We start from the raw sequence: 20849 nt of genomic DNA, 5'->3' as shown, positions 1-20849 counted from the left end.
AATGACGCTTAAGGCAATGCCACATGATTGATGCGCGGATCGGCCCAATGGATATCGGAAAAGACGAAAAAGTCGCCGCCTTCGTTCCGGACGTTCTGCCATCGGCGGAAGTCAGCGTTCCGCACGGGGACGAAGCCAGCGAACGTCAGACTTCGCAACCGGAAGGGCAGACCCATGTAAGCCGCGATTTCAGCCTTGGACAGGCATCGATCACGGCTCCATGCCGCAGACACCTTCCATCCCATCTTGTCCATGGCGCCCGGGATCTCGTCGAGATAGAGCGTTTCGACCCGAACGGTCTTCCCCTGCGTTTTCGTTCTCGGACTCAACTCTGAAGAGGCAACGCTCATGGCCGCCCCCTCATTCTCGGAAGGTGGATTCTGGCCAGCGAGAAACTCTTGAGGGCGTTGCTGAAAGCGTGAATCTTCCTGTCCCGGCCTCCCGGGCATCCTTCATACGTGTCATCCGCATGGAACACTGCCATCTTCGCCTCCCATCGCCATCGGGCGACGGCTCAGCGGAGCAGGCTAGCGGCACGGGCTGCCGGGCGGCAATCGGTGATCGCTTAAATGTCTGAATGCGATCCGCCAGACAAAAAACGCCACCGCGGGCATCGCCCGGGTGGCGTCAGTTCTACCCGCGGGCCGGACGGAGGAAAGCCGTCCGGCCCGCGTCGAGCGGGGTGGGTGGCTTACTTGCCGCCCACGGTCTCCAGCACGGTCCACTTGCCGCCCACGACCTTGTAGACGGTGATGCCACCGTCCTTCAGGTCGCCGCGTGCATCGTAGGCCAGCGTCTTGGTGGTCACGCCCTGCATGCTCGTGGCAGCCAGTACCGGCAGGTAGCGCGCCGGGTCGGCCGAGCCGGCCTTGACCATGGCAGTCATCAGCGCGGTGGCGCCGTCATAGGCGTACGGCGAGTACGTCTGGACCTTCGAGCCGAAGCGCTTTTCGTACTTCTTCTCGTAGGCGGCGCCGCCCGGCATCTGCTCCAGCGGCAGGCCGGCCAGCGACACCACGGTACCGTCGGCGGCATTGCCGGCCAGCTTCAGGAAGTTGTCGGTCTTCGACATTTCGCCCGACACCAGCGGGGCCTTCATGCCCAGTTCCTTGACCTGCTTGGCCATCGGGGCCGACTGCGTCTCGGCGCCGCCGTAGAAAATGATGTCCGGGTTGCTGCGCTTGATGTTGGTCAGCACGGCCTTGAAGTCCACGGCCTTGTCGTTCGTGAACTCGCGGCGCACGATCTTGCCGCCGGCGGCCTTGGCGGCCTTCTCGAACTCGTCGGCCAGGCCCTGGCCGTAGGCGGTGCGGTCATCGACGATGGCGATGTTCTTGGCGCCCAGCTTCTTCACCACGTAGGCGCCGATCACCGAACCCTGCTGGGTGTCGGACGTCATCATGCGGAACGTGGTCTTGAAGCCCTGGCGGGTGTACTCGGGGGCCGTGGCCATGGCGATCTGGGGGATGCCGGCACGGTTGTAGACCATCGAGGCCGGGATGCTGGTGCCCGAATTGAAGTGGCCGAGCATGCCCTGGATGCCGGCGTCCACCAGCTTCTGCGCCACCACCGAGCCGGTCTTCGGGTCGGCCTGGTCATCCTCGGAGACCAGCACGAACTTGACTTCCTTGCCGCCGATCTTGGGCTTGGTGGCGTTCATGTCGTCGATCGCCAGCACGATGCCGTTCTGCATGTCCTTGCCGTACTGCGCCTGGCCGCCGGTCAGCGGGCCGGCGTAGCCCAGCTTGATTTCCTGGGCCTGGGCAAAAGCAGCCGAAGCGGCGGTCAGGCCGGCGACGGCCATGGCGACGGTCATGGCCGTCTTGCGGAATGTCGAGCTCATCAGTTCTCCTTGGGTCCCAATCGGGTGCCATATGGTGCCGTTGTCGGCATATTCGCGGCACGGCGTTGGCAGCGCCGGGCCGTTCCTGTGGTGCGCGGCAGGGTCGGGATCGCCGTCCCCTGCCCGCGCGTCTGATGCGCGGTCAGAAAAGGCCGGGGCCTCAGCCGATCGTCATCAGGCTTGCATTGCCGCCCGCTGCCGCCGTGTTGACGGACAGCGAACGTTCGATCAACAAACGCTCCAGCGCGATGTTCGGTTCACCCTGGGCCAGGCCCTGGACGCCGACGATCGGGCCCGGACGCGTCGCCACCTGCTCGCAGACGGTGCGCAACTGGTCGGAATCGCCGTGGTGCAGCACCGCGTCGAATGCGATGTCCGTCGCGGTCCAGTCAGAAACCGTGCGGACGCGCGATTGTACTGCGGCCGGCAGCCGAGCCAACAGCGACTTTGCCAGCGGTGTGTCAACCCACAACGCCTGGGCGCCCACTGCCAGCACGGCGGCCAGTTGCAGCGCGAGGTCCGACTCCTGCTGCGCCAGGCACAGCACGCGCTCGCGCGGCAGCAGCGAGTACGTGTTGCGCTCGCCCGTGGGGCCCGGCAGCGTTACCGAAATGCCCGAGGCCGAGGCGGCCGCGAACTGGTCGCAGGCGGCGGCGACTTCCGGCAGGTTGCCCTGCGCCCAGCCCTTGAGCGCCGCCAGCCCGGCCGATACCGGCGCCGCCTGCCCGGCCTCGCCCATGTCCGACGTGCGCACGCCGCGCACCACGGCATCCTGCGGGCATACCGACAGCAGGCGGTGCAGGTACAACGGGCCGCCGGCCTTCGGGCCGGTGCCCGACAGGCCCTCGCCGCCAAACGGCTGCACGCCCACCACGGCGCCCACGATATTGCGGTTCACGTAGAGGTTGCCCACATGGGCGCGGTCCACGATCTGGGCAATGGTTTCGTCGATGCGGGTGTGGATGCCCAGCGTCAGGCCGTAGCCGGTGCGGTTGATCTGGTCGACCATCGTGTTCAGCGCGGCGCGCGGGTAGCGCACCACGTGCAGCACCGGTCCGAACACTTCGCGCTTCAGTTCCTCGATCGAGTCGAGTTCGATCAGCGTTGGCGGCACGAACGTGCCGTGGCGGCAGGCGGCCGACTGCACCGACTGCGGATCGGCCTGGTGCACGCGGCGGCCCTTGGCGCGCATGGCTTCGATATGGCGCACGATGTTGCCGCGCGCTTCCTCGTCGATCACCGGGCCCACGTCGGTCGAGAGCCGGTCCGGGTTGGCCAGCGTCAGCTCGCCCATGGCGCCCTTGAGCATTTCCAGGATGCGGTCGGCCACGTCGTCCTGCACGCACAGCACGCGCAGCGCCGAGCAGCGCTGCCCGGCCGAATCGAAGGCCGAATTCACCACATCGCCCACCACCTGCTCGGCCAGTGCCGAGGAGTCGACGATCATCGCGTTCTGGCCACCGGTCTCGGCGATCAGCGGAATCGGACGGCCGGCGGCGTCCAGGCGGCCCGCCACGTTGCGCTGCAGCAGGCGCGCCACCTCGGTGGAGCCGGTGAACATCACGCCCTTGACGCGGGCGTCGCCCACCAGCGCGGCACCCACGGTCTCGCCACGGCCCGGCAGCAGTTGCACGGCGCCAGCCGGCACGCCGGCCTCGCGCAGCAGGCGCACGGCGGCGGCGGCAATCAGCGGGGTCTGCTCGGCCGGCTTGGCCAGTACCGGGTTGCCGGCGGCCAGTGCGGCGGCTACCTGGCCGGTGAAGATCGCCAGCGGGAAGTTCCACGGGCTGATGCAGACCACCGGACCCAGCGGGCGATGCGTGTCGTTCGAGAACGTCTCGCGCACCTGCACCGCGTAGTAACGGAGGAAGTCGACCGCTTCGCGGACTTCGGCAATGGCATTCGTGAACGTCTTGCCGGCCTCGCGCATGATGATGCCCATCAGCTGCTGCATCTGGGCTTCCATCAGGTCAGCGGCACGTTCCAGCGCGGCGGCGCGCACTTCCGGCGGCGTGGCCTGCCAGATCGGCGCCACGTTCACGGCGGCCACCAGCGCGGCCTCCACTTCCCCGGGCGTTGCCTCGCCGACCTGGCCCACCACGTCGCGGTGGTCCGCCGGGTTCAGCACCGGTTCGAGCTTCGCGTCGCCGCGTGCCACGTCGGCGCCCAGCAGCGGCTCGGCGCGGTGGCTCTCGCTGGTGCCGGCCAGCAGCGCCGACGAAAGCGAGGCCAGGCGGTGCTCGTTCGACAGGTCGATACCGGCCGAATTGGCACGCGCCTCGCCATACAGTTCACGCGGATGGGGGATGCGCGGGTGCGGCAGGCCCAGCGTGCCCTCGGTCTTGTGCATCGACTCGACCACGGCCACCGGATCGGCCACCAGTTCGTCGAGCGGGATCGATTCGTCGGCAATCCGGTTCACGAACGACGTATTCGCGCCGTTTTCCAGCAGCCGGCGCACCAGGTAGGCCAGCAGCGTCTCGTGCGTACCCACCGGGGCATAGATGCGGCAGGGGCGGTTGAACTTGCCGTCCGACTTCGGGCCGACGATCTGGTCGTACAGCGGCTCGCCCATGCCGTGCAGGCACTGGAACTCGTACTGGCCGGGGTAGTAGCTCTGGCCGGCGATCTGGTAGATGGCCGACAGCGTATGCGCATTGTGCGTGGCGAACTGCGGATAGATCGCGTCCGGCACCGACAGCAGCTTGCGGGCGCATGCCACGTAAGCCACGTCGGTGTAGACCTTGCGCGTGTAGACCGGATAGCCTTCCAGGCCGTCCACCTGGGCGCGCTTGATCTCGCTGTCCCAGTAGGCGCCCTTGACCAGGCGGATCATCAGGCGGTGACGGCTGCGGCGCGCCAGGTCGATCAGGTAGTCGATCACGAACGGGCAGCGCTTCTGGTAGCCCTGCACCACGAAGCCGATACCGTTCCAGCCGGCCAGTTCCGGCTCGAAGCACAGCCGCTCCAGCAGGTCGAGCGAGATTTCGAGGCGGTCAGCTTCTTCGGCGTCGATATTGATGCCGATGTCGTACTGGCGCGCCATCAGCGTCAGGCTCTTCAGGCGGCCGTACAACTCGGAAATCACGCGCTCGTGCTGGGCGCGGCTATAGCGCGGGTGCAGCGCCGACAGCTTGATGGAGATGCCCGGGCCCTCGTAGATGCCCCGGCCGCGCGACGCCTGCCCGATCGCCTGGATCGCCTGCTCGTACGACGCCAGGTAGCGCTGCGCGTCGGCCTCGGTCATGGCGGCCTCGCCGAGCATGTCGTACGAGTAGCGGAAGCCTTCGGCCTCGTACTTGCGCGCGTTGGCCAGCGCCTCGGAAATGGTCTCGCCAGTGACGAACTGCTCGCCCATCAGGCGCATGGCCATGTCCACGCCCTTGCGGATCAGCGGTTCACCGCCCTTGCCGATGATGCGCGTCAGCGCCTTCGACAGCCCCGCTTCGGTATGCGTGGCCACCAGCCGGCCGGTCAGCAGCAGGCCCCAGGTGGCGGCGTTGACGAACAGCGACGGGCTCTGGCCCAGGTGCGACTGCCAGTTGGCGCCGCTGATCTTGTCGCGGATCAGCGCGTCGCGCGTGGCCTTGTCGGGGATGCGCAGCAGCGCCTCGGCCAGGCACATCAGCGCCACGCCTTCCTGCGACGACAGCGAGAATTCCTGGATCAGCCCCTGCACCAGCCCTTCGCGGCCGGTACCCACTTTCTGTTCGCGCAGCTTCTGCGCCAGCGTGCGCGCCATCTTGATGGCGGCGTCGGCCTCGGCCTTCGGCAGGCGGGCCTGCTCGAGCAGCACCGGCACGCAATCGGTTTCGGGCCGACGATAGGCAGAGGTAATGGCCGCGCGCAGCACCGACTGCGGCTGGATGCTCTGGGCGAATTCGAGGAACGGCTGGGCCAGTGCCTCGCCCTGGGCGAACTCACCCGCGTCCGAACCATCGCCATCGTGCGCCGCGCCGTTGCCGGCCTCGTGCGGCAGGTGGCCGCGCTCGACCTGCTCCAGATACGTGAAGATCGCCTGCTTGATCAGCCAGTGCGGCGTACGGTCGATCGATTGGGCAACGCGTTTCAGGCGTTCGCGCGAGGCGTCGTCGAGCTTGACGCCGAGGGTGGTGGTGGCCATGCGGGCAGTTCTCCAGCAGATCTTCAGAAAGACGGTGGGCAGCCGGCCGGGACGCATGTGCGCACCCCCGCCAGCATGCCGGGCTGGCGCGATATTACTCTCGTAGAAATACGAGGTGCAACCTAGTGCAACCACCTACACCGACTTGGCAGAATTCCGGTTGCACCAAAGCAACGCCAAGCCGACTCGAAGGGAAGTATCAGATCCGCAGAGGATCGATTTCCAGTTGCCAGCGCACACCTTTGACGCGTTGGCCAACCTCTTGGAAAGTTGGCACCCACTCACTCAAAAACCTTTGCAGGACCGGACGCGACCCCGCTTCCACCAGCATCTGTGCCCGCTCGCGGTTGAAAATGCGCACCATCGACATCGGCACCGGGTCATGGAGTTGCACCTCGGGCGCCATCGGGCATTGCTCCGCGTGCTCCCGGGCGGCTTTCAGGAAGCCCAGCGCCCGTTCCAACTCGCCATGTTCCGAGGTCACCAGTGCCTGGTACGCGAACGGGGGCAACCCGGCCTGGCGCCGTTCGCGCAGTTGGCTCGCCGCGAATCCATCATAGTCATGGCGCGCCAGCGCCTGCAATGCGGGGGCATCCGGGTAGCGCGTCTGGATCATCACTTCGCCGCCCAGCCCGGCCCGGCCGGCGCGGCCCGCCACCTGCATCAGCGACGCGAACAGGTGCTCGGCGGCGCGGAAGTCGTGGCTGAACATCGCGGCGTCCGGGTGCACCACGCCCACCAGCGTCACCCGCTGGAAGTCGTGTCCCTTGGCCACCATCTGCGTGCCGACGAGGATATCGACCTCGCCCGCGTGCACTTCGTCAAACATCGCCTGCGCGCTGCCCTTCTTGCGCGTGGAGTCGGCGTCGATCCGGGCGATACGCGCCTGTGGAAAACGTGTGGATAACGCTTCCTCGATCCGCTGCGTGCCGCGCCCCAGCGGCGCCACATCGACATTGCCGCAGTCAGGGCAATGGTGTGGCACGGGCGATTCCAGGCCGCAGTGGTGGCAGCGCAGCCGGCGCTCGGGCCGGTGCAGAACCAGGTACGCGGAGCAGCGCGGGCAGCCCGACAGCCAGCCGCAGCTGTCGCATGCCAGGACGGGCGCGTAGCCACGCCGGTTCAGGAACAGCAGACTCTGTTGGCCGCGGTCCAGCCGTTGCTGGATCGCATCGAGCAGCGGCACCGACAACCCCTCGTGCAGGGTCCGCTGGCGCTGGCGCTCGTGGTTCAGGTCGATCAGCCGCACCGTTGGCAGCGACGCATCGGCCTGGGCGCGCTCGCGCAGCACGAGCTTGCGGTAGGCGCCCTGCTCGGCCCGATGCCAGGTTTCCATCGACGGCGTGGCCGAGCCCAGCACGATCGGCACCTTGAGTTGGTTGGCGCGCCAGACAGCGAGGTCACGCGCCGAGTAGCGCAGGCCCTCCTGCTGTTTGTATGACGTATCGTGCTCTTCATCGACCGCGATCAACTTCAGATTGGGCAGCGACGCCATGACGGCCATGCGCGTACCCAGCACGATGCGCGCCTCGCCCCGGTGCGCGGCCAGCCATTGCAGGCTGCGCTCCTGATCGGCCAGGCCGCTGTGCAGCACCGCCAGCGGCAGGTGCGGAAAACGTTCGGCAATGCGCGATTGCAGTTGCGGCGTGAGATTGATTTCGGGCACCAGCATCAGCACCTGCGCGGCCGGATCGGCGCCCAGCCGGTCGGCCATCGCGTGCAGATAGACCTCGGTCTTGCCGCTGCCGGTCACGCCGTGCAGCAGGAACGCCGCAAAGCCCTCCGCGGCGCCGATCGCCTCCACGGCCCGCCGTTGCTCGTCATGCAAGGCGGGCGCCACCGAAGCGGCCGCCTCGGCCCCGGTTTCCAGCAGCGCCTGCGGCACGCGGGCGGCTTCAACCCAGCCGGCCGCCTCCCATTCGGTCAGGCGGGCCGGTGCGGCGGTGCAGATCTCGCGCGCATCGGGCAGGCGTACCCAGTCCTGCGTGGCAATCAGATGATCCGCGAGCGCGCGCACGGTCCGCGCGCGGGCCGGGGCCGCCTCGCGCAGCGCGTCGGCCTGACCGGCCCTGAGCCGGTACTGCACCGTCTGCGCGCGCTGGCCGAGCCGGTCCCAGGTCTCGGCATCACGCAAGGACGGGGGCAGCGCAGGCAGCATCACTTCGCCCAGGCAGCGGTGGTAGTAGCGGGCGGCAAACCGGGCCAGTGCCACCCAGGGCGCGCCGAGCGGCGGCAGCCAGTCGTTGCGGCTGACGATGGGGCGCAGGCGGTCCGGCGGCACATCCGACTGGCAGGTGATCTGGATGGCGACGCCCACCGCAGTGCGTTTGCCGAATGGCACCACCACGAGATCGCCGGGCGACACATCGGCGTCGGCAAGGTAATCGAAGCAGTCGTCGGCGGGCGTATCGAGCGCGACCCGCACGATGCGCGGGCCGGCTTCGGGCAGCGGCATTGTCTGTAACGTATCCGCCACAGTATCCCGGTCGGAGGCTGCCATCGGCGTCATGCGCCGCCCCGCGCGGACGGAGGCGCGGTCGCGCATTTTCGGTGCACGGAAGCAAACGAGACCGTCGAGACGAAAGTTAGTGTGCGGCGCAACATCAACTTAAAGTAAAACTTGAAATGTGACCCTAAGTCGATGATCCATGGAAGGTTTTACCGTTGCTGGAAAATGCCTGTGGATAACTTTGTTGAAAAGTCGCGCCGACGAGCCGCGAAGGCGCGCACCACAAGGGTTTCATCGCTCCGGGCGCCCCGGTTGGAGAAGATTCAAAGCCTTATAAATCAATAGCTTGCAATGCTCCCCTAACTGAGTTAGGGACTAACCCGGTCGTGCACTGCCGCAAACCTATCGGTGTGCATAAGTCAAGCCTTGACAGCAAGCCTCCGGCACCTTTTTGGCGATAAAAATCAAAATAGTTTACTTGACAGCCCGCCATTAGCGCCTCCGACGCCACAAGCGCGCCTTTACCCATCACATCGTTGCGACGCGAGGTAATGCCCGACCCCGCCATCGCCCGAGGCGACTAGGCGCCACGCAGCCGCCGGCTGTGGGCATGGACCTCATCGACCAGCACCGAAACGTTCTCGGGCGGCGTGAATTGTGAGATGCCATGGCCAAGGTTGAACACGTGGCCATCGCTGCCCCCGCCTGCCGCGAAACTGTCGAGGACGTTGCGCACCTGCTCGCGGATGGCTGCCTCGGGCGCAAACAGCACTGTCGGGTCGATATTGCCCTGAAGCGCCACGCGGTTTCCGGTGCGCTGCCGCGCCTGCGTCAGGTTCACGGTCCAGTCCAGGCCGATCGCGTCGGGTTCGATACCGGCGATCTCTTCCAGCCAGATGCCGCCGCCCTTGGTGAAGACGATGACCGGGATCTGCTGTCCTTCGTGCTCGCGCTTCAGGCCCTGCAGCACGCGGCGCACGTAGGCCAGCGAGAACGCCTGGTACATACCGTCGGCCAGCGCGCCACCCCAGGTGTCGAAGACCATCACCGCCTGTGCCCCTGCCTCGATCTGCGCGTTCAGATAGGCGGTCACGGCCTCGGCGTTGATCTCCAGGATGCGGTGCATCAGGTCGGGCCGGCCGTACATCATGGCCTTCACGGTCCGGAAATCGTCGGAACCGCCACCTTCGACCATGTAGCACGCCAGCGTCCAGGGGCTGCCCGAAAAGCCGATCAGGGGCACGCGTTGCTTGCCATCCTGCACCAGCGCGCGTCGGATCTCGCTGACGGCGTCGAATACATACTGCAGCGACGACATGTCGGGCACGGCCAGGCGGGCGACATCGCCTTCGGTACGCAGCGGGTGGGCAAAGCGCGGACCCTCGCCCTGCGCGAACGACAGGCCCAGACCCATTGCGTCGGGCACGGTAAGAATGTCCGAGAACAGGATCGCCGCATCGAGCGGATAGCGATCGAGCGGTTGCAGCGTCACTTCCGTGGCATAGGCCGGATTCTTTGCCAGTCCGAGAAAGCTGCCGGCGCGCGCGCGCGTGGCGTTGTACTCGGGCAGATAGCGGCCCGCCTGGCGCATCAGCCACAACGGCGTGTATTCGGTGGGCTGCCGGCGCAGCGCGCGCAGGAAAGTGTCGTTCTGCAATGCGATCATGGTCATCCTCGTGAGACCGACATTCTACGGGAACGCGCCGGGGTGCCCACGGCTGTCGCAGTGATGCCGATCATAGGGAGGTGCGACGGCTGGTCAGAGATCGTCGAGGCAGCCAACGAACGCTTGTGCGGCCCGACGCATCCACTCGCGTGCGCGCGGTGCCTCCGGCTGCAACCGCGCGAAGCCGTGCGTCATGCCGCTGGCCTCGATCGTGATGACCGGTGCATCGTGGCGCACCAGGAAATCGGCATAGGCCAGGCCGTCATCGCGCAGCACGTCATTGGCTGCCACCATGACCACGGTGGCGGGCGGCAGTTGCAGCGGTGCCGTCGCCATCAGGTTGATGCGAGGATCGGCCTGGTCGGCGCCGCGCGTCAGCGCCTCCGCACCGATGAACTGGGTCCAGAACCAGGCCATTTCGTCACGTGTCAGGCCCGGGCCGTCGGCAAAGGCGCGGTAGCTCTCGGTCGTCAGCACCGGCGCGGCCACGGGATAGATCAGCAACTGGGCGTTGACGACCGGCCTGCCGGCGGCGTCGTTGATGGCGCGGGCGGCGACCGCTGCCAGATGGCCGCCAGCGCTATCGCCCGCGACTGCGAGGAAGTCCGGGGTTACATCGAACGCGCCGCGTTGCGTGGCGAGCCACTGCACGGCGGCGATGGCGTCGTCGCAAGGCGCGGGGAAGCCGTGTTCGGGCGACAGCCGGTAGTCAACGCTGACCACCGCGCAGCCAGTATCGGCGGCCAGCAGCGCGGCAACCGTGTGGTGCGTGGCGGAAGAGCCGACGACCCAGCCTCCGCCATGGAAATAGACAATCAGGCGCGGCGTGCCAGTCACGTTCGGTCGGAACATGCGGGCGCCCAGCATGGCGCCCTGGACGGGAATCCCGATCTCGGAGACCTGCATGCCCTCGGGGTCCGGCATCTGGGAAAGTGCTGCAACGTCTTCGAACCGCGCGCGACGCCCGGCGGCTTCGTCCGCCATCGGTTGTCCGGCGTAGCGCTCGGCCATGCGGCGGTAATAGTCCTGGAGCTGGGGATCGATGGCCATGGCGGTTGGAAGAAGAGACGGCGGGGCCGCCAGTGTAGCGGGAGTTGCGGCCGATCCGTCGCACGAAAATCGAAACATCAACCGTTTCGAATCGTAACGCTGAATGCGCCAACGAACACTTCTGTTAGGTGTGCCCGGGGCTTATCCCACGAAAGAAGGGTATGGCGATGAATCCGCCCCAGAAAACGTAATGCATTCAGTACACTAGCTCGCTAATGTATTAACATTAGATTCGGCAGTATCTGCCAATGCACGACATGAAAACGGTTTCAAAATCGATCGAAAGTGTTTTAAACGCCGGATTACATTGCGCCGGCCTTTCAACTACTTGCAAAACGATACATTTTGTTACTGCCACACCCGGAAGTTTCCCCCACAATGCATTGACAGACCAGCGCTTGGTGTGAGGCGCCCCCGCCGCTAACGTCTTGAAAAACAAGGGGTGCAGAAGAAAGCCCGAGCAGTAACCCGATTTATTCGGACCAGCACGATCAGATGTGGCTGATCCGGAATTTCCAGGAAGACCGGAAGCGCGAGGCTTGAGGTTCCGCAGTGGGAATCTCGCCGAATATGCGGACGCCAAGTTCCGCTGCGCGTGTAAGTAAATCTCCTGGGACCGAACCCGTTCCTTCGAATTGACCCCTCGAAGGGATTTTCCCGTCCGCGCGGTGCCTCCCCGGCCCGCGCGCTTTTTTTTGTGGTCCCGGCACGAAAATATAGCGTGCGAATATGAAAAAAGGCAGCCGGGAGGCTGCCTTTTTCGTTGCCGCGCTGAAAAAACAACAGCGCGGCGGACTGCAGGTAATGCTTACTTCTTACGACGCAGGCGGGCGATCGCAGCCAGTTGCGCGGCGGCCACGGCCAGTTCGCTTTGGGCGCGTGCCAGGTCGAGGTCGCTGCTCTGGTTCTGCATCAGTTCCTCGGCAGCACGCTTCGCTTCCTGGGCCTTGGCTTCGTCCAGATCGCCACCGCGAATGGCGGTGTCGGCCAGCACGGTGACGTGCTGGGGCTGGACTTCCAGAATGCCGCCGGCAACGAACACGAACTCCTCGCTGCCGTCTTCCTTCTCGATGCGGACCGCACCGGGCTGGATACGCGTGATCAGCGGCGTGTGGCCCGGCAGGATACCGAGCTCACCCGTCTCGCCCGGCAGCGCAACGAACTTCGCCTGGCCGGAAAAGATCGACGCTTCCGCGCTGACGACGTCTACAAGAATGGTTGCCATATTTGATCCTTTCTCCAGAAGGCGTTCGCTCCCCGAAACACGGGAAACGGTGATTCGCCTTCAGCCCGGGCAGCCGCCTTGCGGCAGCCCGCCCCGGCCGGTGAAGGCGAAAGACCCCGCTTACTGGAGCTTCTTGGCCTTTTCGAAGGCTTCGTCGATCGAGCCAACCATGTAGAACGCCTGCTCGGGCAGGTGATCGCACTCGCCGTCCACCAGCATCTTGAAACCACGGATGGTTTCCTTCAGCGGCACGTACTTGCCCGGCGAACCCGTGAACACTTCGGCCACGTGGAACGGCTGCGACAGGAAACGCTGGATCTTACGGGCGCGCGAAACGGCCAGCTTGTCTTCCGGCGACAGTTCGTCCATGCCCAGAATTGCGATGATGTCGCGCAGTTCCTTGTAGCGCTGCAGCGTCTGCTGGACGCGGCGGGCCACTTCGTAGTGCTCCGTACCCACCACTTGCGGGTCCAGCTGGCGCGAAGTCGAGTCGAGCGGATCGACGGCGGGGTAGATACCCAGCGCGGCGATGTCACGCGACAGCACGACGGTCGAGTCCAGGTGGAGGAAGGTCGTGGCCGGCGACGGGTCGGTCAAGTCATCGGCAGGCACGTACACGGCCTGGATCGACGTGATCGAGCCAGTCTTGGTCGACGTGATGCGCTCCTGCAGCTTGCCCATTTCTTCAGCCAGCGTCGGCTGGTAGCCCACGGCCGAAGGCATACGGCCCAGCAGTGCCGACACTTCCGTACCGGCCAGCGTGTAGCGGTAGATGTTGTCGACGAAGAACAGGATGTCGCGGCCTTCGTCGCGGAAGCGCTCGGCCATCGTCAGGCCGGTCAGCGCCACGCGCAGACGGTTGCCCGGCGGCTCGTTCATCTGGCCGAACACCATGGCCACCTTGTCGAGCACGTTCGAGTCCTTCATTTCGTGGTAGAAGTCGTTCCCTTCACGGGTACGCTCGCCCACGCCGGCAAACACCGACAGACCGCTGTGCTGCTTGGCGATGTTGTTGATGAGCTCCATCATGTTCACGGTCTTGCCGACGCCGGCGCCACCGAACAGGCCCACCTTGCCGCCCTTTGCGAACGGGCACACCAGGTCGATCACCTTGATGCCGGTTTCCAGCAGGTCAACCGACGGCGACAGTTCGTCGAACTTCGGTGCCTTCTGGTGAATCGCGCGCTGTTCGTCAGCGGCGATCGGGCCGGCTTCGTCGATCGGGCGACCCAGCACGTCCATGATGCGGCCCAGCGTGCCGTGGCCAACCGGCACCGAGATGGGGGCGCCGGTGCTCTTCACCGACATGCCGCGGCGCAGGCCGTCCGACGAACCCAGGGCAATGGTACGCACCACGCCGTCGCCGAGCTGTTGCTGCACTTCGAAGGTCAGACCCTTCTCGGCGAACGACTTGTCGTTGCCCTCTTCGAGCACGAGCGCGTCGTACACCTTCGGCATTGCGTCGCGCGGGAACTCGATGTCCACCACGGCGCCAATGCACTGCACAATATTTCCGATACTCATTTCGTATCTCCGATAGCTTGAATTCTTGACGCCTTAGACCGCAGCCGCGCCGCTGACGATTTCCGACAGTTCCTTGGTGATCGCGGCCTGGCGGGTCTTGTTGTAGACCAGCTGCAGTTCGCCAATCACGTTCTTGGCATTGTCGGACGCCGCCTTCATGGCCACCATGCGCGCGGATTGCTCCGACGCCATGTTCTCGGCCACGGCCTGGTACACCAGCGCCTCGACGTAGCGGACGAGCAGCTCTTCCACAACCGTCTGGGCGTCGGGCTCGTAGATGTAATCCCACGAGTAGGCGCGCTTTTCATCTTCGGTCTGGGTCAGCTTGTCGGCCGCCAGGGGCAGCAGCTGCTCGACCATCGGCTCCTGCTTCATCGTGTTGATGAACCTGGTATAGGCCAGGTACACCGCATCGACTTCGCCGTTGGTGAAGGCATCCAGCTGGACCTTGATCGCGCCGATCAGCTTTTCCAGGTGCGGGGTGTCACCGAGGTGCACCACGTTCGAGACCACCTTGGCGCCGATGCGGCCCAGGAACTGCATGCCCTTGGTGCCGATGGCGGTCGCTTGCACGTCCACGCCACGGCCCTGCAGGGTCCTCAGTTCGTTGGTCACAGCTCGCAGCACGTTGGTGTTCATGCCACCGCACAGGCCCTTGTCGGTCGTCACGACGATCATGCCGACGCGCTTGACATCGCGTCCCACCATGAACGGGTGCTTGAACTCGGGGTTGGCAGTGGCCAGGTGCGCTGCGATATTGCGCACTTTCTCGGCGTAGGGGCGGGCATTCCGCATCCGTTCCTGCGCCTTGCGCATCTTGGACGCGGCGACCATCTCCATCGCCTTGGTGATCTTTCGCGTGTTCTGCACGCTCTTGATCTTGGTTCGAATCTCTTTCGTTCCGGCCATATCTTTCCTCTCCATTCATGCCGCGCCCCGGCCTTGCGGCGGCGGCGCGGCGCATGGAATCACGCGGTTAGAACGCGGCGGACTTCCTGAAATCCTCGATCGCGGCACGCAGGGCGGCTTCGTCGTCCTTCGACAGATCCTTGGTATCTTCGATGCGGTTGACGAGGTCGGCGAACTTGGTCTTCAGGTGGTCGTGCAGGCCCTTTTCGAACGGCAGGATGTCCTTCACGTCGACGTTGTCGAGGAAGCCATTGTTCGCGGCATACAGCGACGCGGCCAGTTGCCACACCTGCAGCGGCTGGTATTGCGGCTGCTTGAGCAGTTCCGTCACGCGGCGGCCGCGCTCCAGCTGCTTGCGGGTGGCATCGTCCAGGTCCGAGGCAAACTGCGCGAACGCAGCCAGTTCACGGTACTGGGCCAGGTCGGTACGGATACCGCCGGACAGCTTCTTGACGATCTTGGTCTGCGCTGCACCACCCACACGCGACACCGAGATACCGGCGTTGATGGCGGGGCGGATACCGGCGTTGAACAGGTCGGTTTCCAGGAAGATCTGGCCGTCGGTGATCGAGATCACGTTGGTCGGCACGAAGGCGGACACGTCGCCAGCCTGCGTTTCGATCACGGGCAGCGCGGTCAGCGAACCGGTCTTGCCGGTGACGGCGCCGTTCGTGAACTTGGCCACGTAGTCTTCGTTCACGCGGGCAGCACGCTCCAGCAGGCGCGAGTGCAGGTAGAACACGTCGCCCGGGTAGGCTTCGCGGCCCGGCGGGCGGCGCAGCAGCAGCGACACCTGACGGTAGGCCCAGGCCTGCTTGGTCAGATCGTCATAAACGATCAGTGCGTCTTCGCCGCGGTCGCGGAAGTATTCGCCCATCGTGCAGCCGGCGTAGGCAGCCAGGTACTGCATGGCGGCCGAGTCCGAAGCCGATGCGGCCACGACGATCGTGTATTCCATGGCGCCCAGCTCTTCGAGCTTGCGGACCACGTTCGAGATCGTCGAAGCCTTCTGGCCGATTGCCACGTACACGCAGAAGACGCCCTTGCCCTTCTGGTTGATGATGGCGTCGACGGCCACGGCGGTCTTGCCGGTCTGGCGGTCGCCAATGATCAGCTCGCGCTGGCCACGGCCGATCGGCACCATCGCGTCGATCGACTTCAGGCCGGTCTGCACCGGCTGGCTCACCGACTGACGTGCGATCACGCCCGGAGCCACCTTCTCGATCACGTCCGTTTCCTTGGCGTTGATCGGACCCTTGCCGTCGATCGGCTGGCCCAGCGTGTTGACCACGCGGCCCAGCAGTTCCTTGCCAACCGGCACTTCCAGAATGCGGCCGGTGCACTTGACCGTATCGCCTTCCGAAATGTGTTCGTAGTCACCCAGCACCACGGCACCCACCGAGTCACGCTCGAGGTTCAGTGCCAGGCCAAAGGTGTTACCCGGGAATTCCAGCATCTCGCCCTGCATCACGCCGGACAGGCCGTGCACGCGGCAGATACCATCGGTCACGGAAATCACCGTGCCGGTGTTGCGCACTTCAGCGTCGGCGCCAAGACCCGAGATGCGGGACTTGATCAGCTCGCTGATTTCTGAGGGGTTCAGTTGCATCACAATGCTCCTAATTCTTCAATCCGTCGGCCGTTGCGGTCAGGCGGTCAGCGTGGCTTGCATGGCAGCCAGGCGCGTGCGCACGGAGGTGTCGAGCACTTCGTCGCCGACCTTGACGCTCACGCCGCCGATCAGCGATGGGTCCACCACCACGTTCGCGTACAGCTTGCGGCCGAACTTGCGTTCGAGTGCGGCGACCAGTTCGTTCTTCTGCGAATCGTCCAGCGGGAAAGCGCTGGTGATCTCGACATCGGACGACCCCTCGCGGGCGTTCTTGAGCGCATGGAACTGTTCGGCGATTTCCGGCAACACCGTCAGGCGGCTGTTTTCCACCAGCAGCCTGACAAAGCGTCGCGCTTCATCGTTCACCGGGCTCTTCAGCACCGACAGGAACACTTCCTCGAGCTTCGAGCCCGGGACGTTCGGATCGGTGGCGAGCGCCTGCATGTCGGGATTGGCGGCAACCTGCCCCATTTCCGACACCAGTTCGGACCATGCACCCAGGTTGCCTGCACCGGCTTCGCTCGCGACGCGGAACAGCGCCTCGGCGTAGGGACGGGCAATGGTTGCGGTTTCAGCCATGATTAGAGCTCAGCCTTGAGTTGATTGAGCAGGTCTGCGTGCACCTGCGCGTTCACTTCACGCTTGAGGATCTGCTCGGCACCCTTCACGGCCAGCACGGCAACCTGGTCGCGCAGCGTTTCGCGTGCGCGGGTCACCTGCTGTTCCGCCTCGGCCTTGGCCTGGGCGATGATGCGTGCGGCTTCCGCCTGGGCGTTCTGCTTGATCTCGTCGGCGGCTGCCTGGGCGCGCTTCTCAGCGTCGGCCACGCGTTGCGCGCCTTCGGTGCGGGCTTCGGCCATGGCCTGGTCCACACGCTTGTTGGCGAGTTCAAGCTCCGCCTTGCCCTTTTCGGCAGCGGCGAGGCCATCGGCGATCTTCTTTGCGCGTTCGTCGAGCGCCTTCACCAGCGGCGGCCAAATGAATTTGGCAACAACCCACCACAGGATGAAGAACACGACCATCTGCGCAAGAAACGTTGCGTTCAGATTCATGGTGTGTTCCTTTCGGTAATCAAACTACAGATAAATGCACAAGGGCGGCCAGGCCATCGGACTGAGGCCTGCGCCGCCCGTCAGCATCATGCAGACCGAAAAGACTTACTGAATGACAGCCAGCAGCGGGTTCGCGAATGCGAACAGCATGGCAACACCCACGCCGATCAGGAATGCTGCGTCGATCAGGCCGGCCAGCAGGAACATCTTGGTTTGCAGCGGGTTCATCAGTTCGGGCTGACGTGCGCAGGCTTCGATGTACTTGCCACCCATCAGGGCGATACCCAGGCAGGCACCGATGGCGCCCAGACCGATGATGATGCCGATACCGATGGCGGTCAGACCCTGGATGTTGGCGAGATATGCTTGCATGATGACTCCTTTAATTGAGAGAGACTTAGAACCAAAAAACCAAAAAACGAAGAACCGGAAATCAGTGGTGATCGTGAGCCTGGCCGATGTACACCAGCGTCAGCATCATGAAAATGAAGGCCTGGAGCAGGACGATCAGGATGTGGAAGATGGCCCAGACGGCGCCAGCGATCACGTGACCGACGAAGCCCAGCGCGGAGAGGTCCGCACCGAACGTCCAGATGGAACCCAGCAGCGCGATCAGCAGGAACACGAGTTCGCCGGCGTACATGTTGCCGAACAACCGCATGCCCAGCGACACGGCCTTGGCCAGGAATTCGATGATGTTCAGGACCAGGTTGAACGGGGCCAGGTACCACTTGGCGCCGAACGGGGCCGAGAACAGCTCGTGCATGAAGCCGCCCACGCCCTTGATCTTGAAGCTGTAGTAGATCATCAGCACCAGCACCGAGCACGACATGCCCAGCGTGCCGTTCAGGTCGGCCGTGGCCACTGCGCGGTGGTGGGGGATATGAATGTGGAAGATGCCCAGCAAGTGATTCAGGCCGTTGACCCAGTCCACGGGGATCAGGTCGATCGCGTTCATCATGGTGATCCAGCAGAACACCATCAGCGCGAGCGGGGCAATCCACGAGCGATCGCCGTGGATGATGCCCTTGGCCTGGTCGTCCACCATCTCGACGATCATTTCCACGAATGCCTGGAAGCGGCCCGGCACCGCTGCGGTGACGCGGCGGGCGGCGGCATACAGGAACAGCACGGCGATGGCGCCGCACAGCACGGACCAGAACACCGTGTCATAGTTGATGACACTGAAATCCACGACGGAGTGCTGCTTGCCGCCGATCGAATTCAAGTTTTGCAGATGTTCGGCGATATAGCCTGAGGGTGTGAGCGTGTGCCCGGCGGTAGCTTCAGCTGACATTTGGAAACGAACGGTATATTGCGAAATCTGTAGGGCCGGCGCCGCTGTGGCGCCCAGCCGGTATGCGTCCTGCACGGGCCTTCGGTCACATGACCGGTCACCGCCCTGGCAGAGCCGCCGCTTTGTTCTGGCAAAACCTTACTCACACTGCGCTTCATGTTCATGACGCGCAGCGCGTGAAACCTTGATATTCCGGATGGGTGCCTCATCTGAGACGCCAGCCCCACGCCGTGGCCCTGCTTCCGGCAGTGCCAAGGGCGACGGGATTCGCGTCTGTCCGCTTAGCGGACCGCGAGCGCCACCCAATAAGTCTTGAGTGCCAACAGGAACGTGACCAGCAACGGTACCCATCGCAGCTCACGGTACAGCACGATCACCAGCACCAGCAGTGCCACGGTGCCGAAGATCTTGATCGCCTCGCCGGCCACCAGGCCGCCTACCGACGGCTGCTTGCGCGACACGTACAACCGCAGCGCGAAGAAGCCGCTCGGGACGAAACACGCCATGCCGCCGAAGAAGGCCGACCAGCCTGCCGCCGCACGATCCTGCGCGAACACCGCCCAGGCAACGGCCGACAGCAGCGTCACAACCACCTGGGCCACCACAACCTTGCCCGGCGTCATGCGCGACGGGCGCAACGCGCGCTCGCCCAGCAGCTTCACGGCATCGGCGCGCGACAGCGGATCGACAGCTTCGTCTTTCTCGCGGGCGTTATCATCCCAATCGTCGCGCCAATCTGGGTCCTGCCGGCGGTCTTGCACCATCACCTGCCTAGTCGCGGTCCAGGCCGGAACTTTTCCGCCCCGGCCAGAATTCAAACCGCACGATTCTATTAGTAACTGCTGATACGAGTCAATCGGCTTTCAGTTAGCTTGCAGTGAAATTCGCACAACGGTTGCTATCACGCTTCCATGATGGCGGGTGCGAAATTGCGCGGCAATGATGCGAAACGTAATTGGATTGCGCATGCCCATGCGCCGATGATGGGGTTTCCGCCCGCTTTTACCGTCGTTGGCCGTGCACCGCCACGAAACATGGCCGTGCACCGCGTTCGGTTATCGCGCAGATTGTCTGCTGCGGCATGGTGCACGCGTTGTGGGTGTCGCGTGGGACCGACAGCCCGATTCATTCACCAGTAAAACGTTGCGGATGGACCCGTAAACAAGGTAGGCGCCGGAGAAAAACCACCTCAGGCGCTGGCCGCCGGCTCGCGCAGGCGGGTAAGCACGCCGTCGAGCGCGTCGTTGCTCGGGAAATGGATCGTCAGCTGGCCCTTGCCCCGGGCGCCCTGCTTGATCTGGACGGCCAGGCCGAGCATGTCGGACAGTTCTTCCTCGAGCCGTGCCACGTCGCGCGTGCCGCTGCCCTGCTTCTGCTTGAGCGACTTCAGATCGAACGGCTTCAGCGTCGAAGCGACAAGCTTTTCGGTCTCGCGTACCGAGAGCCGCTTGTTGACGATCTGGTTGGCCAGTGTGATCTGGTTGGCACCGTCCACGGCCAGCAGCGCGCGGGCGTGGCCCATGTCGAGATCGCCGGCCATCAGCATGGTCTGCACCGGCGCGGCCAGGTTAAGCAGGCGCAGCAGGTTGGACACCGCGCTGCGCGAGCGGCCCACGGATTCGGCGGCCTGCTCGTGCGTGAAGCTGAATTCGCGGATCAACCGCATGATTCCTTGCGCTTCCTCAAGCGGATTGAGGTCTTCGCGCTGGATGTTCTCGATCAGCGCCATCGCGGCCGCGGCTTCGTCGGCAACGTCCTTGACCAGCACGGGCACGCGATCGAGCCCCGCCAGCTTCGACGCCCGGTAGCGGCGCTCGCCGGCGATGATCTCGTAGCGGTCCGCTTCGGCCACGCGGCGCACCAGGATCGGCTGCATCAGGCCCTGGGCGCGGATGCTGGCCGCCAGCTCCTGCAGCGCGCCCTCGTCCATGCGGGTGCGCGGCTGGTACTTGCCGGGCTGCAACTGGTCCACGCGCAGCACGGACGGTGCGCCCTGCTCCTTCGCAGCCTCGACGATCTCGGCCGGCCCGCCGAGCAATGCTTCCAGCCCCCTGCCGAGGCCCTTCTTCTTCGCGGTCACCATGCTTGCACCCCTTCCC

General features: G+C 64.9%; 16 protein-coding genes. All 16 read right to left on the bottom strand.

Annotation, left to right across the window (positions count from 1 at the left end):
• Positions 1–8: 8 nt before the first annotated feature.
• Positions 9–350, bottom strand: coding sequence for a DUF6402 family protein (locus tag EV147_RS23725; protein WP_130393680.1), 342 nt, complete (start codon positions 348–350; stop codon positions 9–11).
• A gap of 341 nt (positions 351–691) precedes the next feature.
• Positions 692–1843: a branched-chain amino acid ABC transporter substrate-binding protein gene (locus EV147_RS23720; RefSeq protein ID WP_130393679.1), complete on the bottom strand. Its 1152-nt coding sequence runs from the start codon at positions 1841–1843 to the stop codon at positions 692–694.
• Between the two features lie 160 nt (positions 1844–2003).
• Positions 2004–5966 (bottom strand): trifunctional transcriptional regulator/proline dehydrogenase/L-glutamate gamma-semialdehyde dehydrogenase, encoded by a 3963-nt coding sequence (putA, locus tag EV147_RS23715; RefSeq protein ID WP_130393678.1) that lies wholly within the window; start codon positions 5964–5966, stop codon positions 2004–2006.
• 199 nt (positions 5967–6165) lie between these two features.
• Positions 6166–8421 (bottom strand): primosomal protein N', encoded by a 2256-nt coding sequence (locus EV147_RS23710; protein ID WP_130393677.1) that lies wholly within the window; start codon positions 8419–8421, stop codon positions 6166–6168.
• A 574-nt stretch (positions 8422–8995) separates the two neighbouring features.
• Positions 8996–10081, bottom strand: a complete 1086-nt coding sequence (gene hemE / locus EV147_RS23705) for a uroporphyrinogen decarboxylase (RefSeq protein WP_130393676.1) — start codon at positions 10079–10081, stop codon at positions 8996–8998.
• A gap of 93 nt (positions 10082–10174) precedes the next feature.
• Positions 10175–11131 carry an alpha/beta hydrolase gene (locus EV147_RS23700; RefSeq protein WP_130393675.1) on the bottom strand — a complete coding sequence of 319 codons (957 nt, stop codon included), beginning with the start codon at positions 11129–11131 and terminating at the stop codon, positions 10175–10177.
• A gap of 808 nt (positions 11132–11939) precedes the next feature.
• Positions 11940–12356, bottom strand: coding sequence for a F0F1 ATP synthase subunit epsilon (locus EV147_RS23695; RefSeq protein WP_130393674.1), 417 nt, complete (start codon positions 12354–12356; stop codon positions 11940–11942).
• 120 nt (positions 12357–12476) lie between these two features.
• Complete coding sequence (gene atpD / locus EV147_RS23690; RefSeq protein ID WP_130393673.1) at positions 12477–13880, bottom strand: F0F1 ATP synthase subunit beta; 1404 nt, start codon at positions 13878–13880, stop codon at positions 12477–12479.
• Between the two features lie 33 nt (positions 13881–13913).
• Positions 13914–14789: a F0F1 ATP synthase subunit gamma gene (gene atpG / locus EV147_RS23685; protein ID WP_130393672.1), complete on the bottom strand. Its 876-nt coding sequence runs from the start codon at positions 14787–14789 to the stop codon at positions 13914–13916.
• A gap of 67 nt (positions 14790–14856) precedes the next feature.
• Complete coding sequence (atpA, locus tag EV147_RS23680; RefSeq protein ID WP_130393671.1) at positions 14857–16398, bottom strand: F0F1 ATP synthase subunit alpha; 1542 nt, start codon at positions 16396–16398, stop codon at positions 14857–14859.
• A gap of 39 nt (positions 16399–16437) precedes the next feature.
• Complete coding sequence (locus EV147_RS23675; protein ID WP_130393670.1) at positions 16438–16980, bottom strand: F0F1 ATP synthase subunit delta; 543 nt, start codon at positions 16978–16980, stop codon at positions 16438–16440.
• A 2-nt stretch (positions 16981–16982) separates the two neighbouring features.
• On the bottom strand, positions 16983–17453 hold the full coding sequence (locus EV147_RS23670; RefSeq protein ID WP_124682906.1) for a F0F1 ATP synthase subunit B: 471 nt from the start codon (positions 17451–17453) through the stop codon (positions 16983–16985).
• A gap of 105 nt (positions 17454–17558) precedes the next feature.
• Complete coding sequence (gene atpE / locus EV147_RS23665) at positions 17559–17825, bottom strand: F0F1 ATP synthase subunit C (protein ID WP_092138471.1); 267 nt, start codon at positions 17823–17825, stop codon at positions 17559–17561.
• Positions 17826–17886: 61 nt separating this feature from the next.
• A complete protein-coding gene (gene atpB, locus EV147_RS23660) occupies positions 17887–18750 on the bottom strand; it encodes a F0F1 ATP synthase subunit A (RefSeq protein ID WP_130393669.1) in 864 nt (287 codons plus the stop codon).
• Between the two features lie 281 nt (positions 18751–19031).
• A complete protein-coding gene (locus tag EV147_RS23655; RefSeq protein WP_130393668.1) occupies positions 19032–19514 on the bottom strand; it encodes an ATP synthase subunit I in 483 nt (160 codons plus the stop codon).
• A 425-nt stretch (positions 19515–19939) separates the two neighbouring features.
• Positions 19940–20833, bottom strand: coding sequence for a ParB/RepB/Spo0J family partition protein (locus EV147_RS23650; RefSeq protein WP_130393667.1), 894 nt, complete (start codon positions 20831–20833; stop codon positions 19940–19942).
• Between the last annotated feature and the right edge of the window lie 16 nt (positions 20834–20849).

The organism is Cupriavidus agavae, assembly GCF_004217045.1.
Taxonomy (GTDB): domain Bacteria; phylum Pseudomonadota; class Gammaproteobacteria; order Burkholderiales; family Burkholderiaceae; genus Cupriavidus; species Cupriavidus agavae.
This window is presented reverse-complemented; position numbering and strand designations above follow the sequence as displayed.

Bases quoted from the DNA above. Each gene is read 5' to 3' on its own strand.
- EV147_RS23675 (WP_130393670.1), bottom strand. From the start codon at position 16,980: ATGGCTGAAACCGCAACCATTGCCCGTCCCTACGCCGAGGCGCTGTTC.
- EV147_RS23700 (WP_130393675.1), bottom strand. From the start codon at position 11,131: ATGGCCATCGATCCCCAGCTCCAGGACTATTACCGCCGCATGGCCGAG.
- atpG (WP_130393672.1), bottom strand. From the start codon at position 14,789: ATGGCCGGAACGAAAGAGATTCGAACCAAGATCAAGAGCGTGCAGAAC.
- EV147_RS23655 (WP_130393668.1), bottom strand. From the start codon at position 19,514: ATGGTGCAAGACCGCCGGCAGGACCCAGATTGGCGCGACGATTGGGAT.
- EV147_RS23695 (WP_130393674.1), bottom strand. From the start codon at position 12,356: ATGGCAACCATTCTTGTAGACGTCGTCAGCGCGGAAGCGTCGATCTTT.
- atpA (WP_130393671.1), bottom strand. From the start codon at position 16,398: ATGCAACTGAACCCCTCAGAAATCAGCGAGCTGATCAAGTCCCGCATC.
- atpD (WP_130393673.1), bottom strand. From the start codon at position 13,880: ATGAGTATCGGAAATATTGTGCAGTGCATTGGCGCCGTGGTGGACATC.
- EV147_RS23725 (WP_130393680.1), bottom strand. From the start codon at position 350: ATGAGCGTTGCCTCTTCAGAGTTGAGTCCGAGAACGAAAACGCAGGGG.
- EV147_RS23670 (WP_124682906.1), bottom strand. From the start codon at position 17,453: ATGAATCTGAACGCAACGTTTCTTGCGCAGATGGTCGTGTTCTTCATC.
- EV147_RS23650 (WP_130393667.1), bottom strand. From the start codon at position 20,833: ATGGTGACCGCGAAGAAGAAGGGCCTCGGCAGGGGGCTGGAAGCATTG.
- atpB (WP_130393669.1), bottom strand. From the start codon at position 18,750: ATGTCAGCTGAAGCTACCGCCGGGCACACGCTCACACCCTCAGGCTAT.
- atpE (WP_092138471.1), bottom strand. From the start codon at position 17,825: ATGCAAGCATATCTCGCCAACATCCAGGGTCTGACCGCCATCGGTATC.
- hemE (WP_130393676.1), bottom strand. From the start codon at position 10,081: ATGATCGCATTGCAGAACGACACTTTCCTGCGCGCGCTGCGCCGGCAG.
- EV147_RS23720 (WP_130393679.1), bottom strand. From the start codon at position 1,843: ATGAGCTCGACATTCCGCAAGACGGCCATGACCGTCGCCATGGCCGTC.
- putA (WP_130393678.1), bottom strand. From the start codon at position 5,966: ATGGCCACCACCACCCTCGGCGTCAAGCTCGACGACGCCTCGCGCGAA.
- EV147_RS23710 (WP_130393677.1), bottom strand. From the start codon at position 8,421: ATGCCGCTGCCCGAAGCCGGCCCGCGCATCGTGCGGGTCGCGCTCGAT.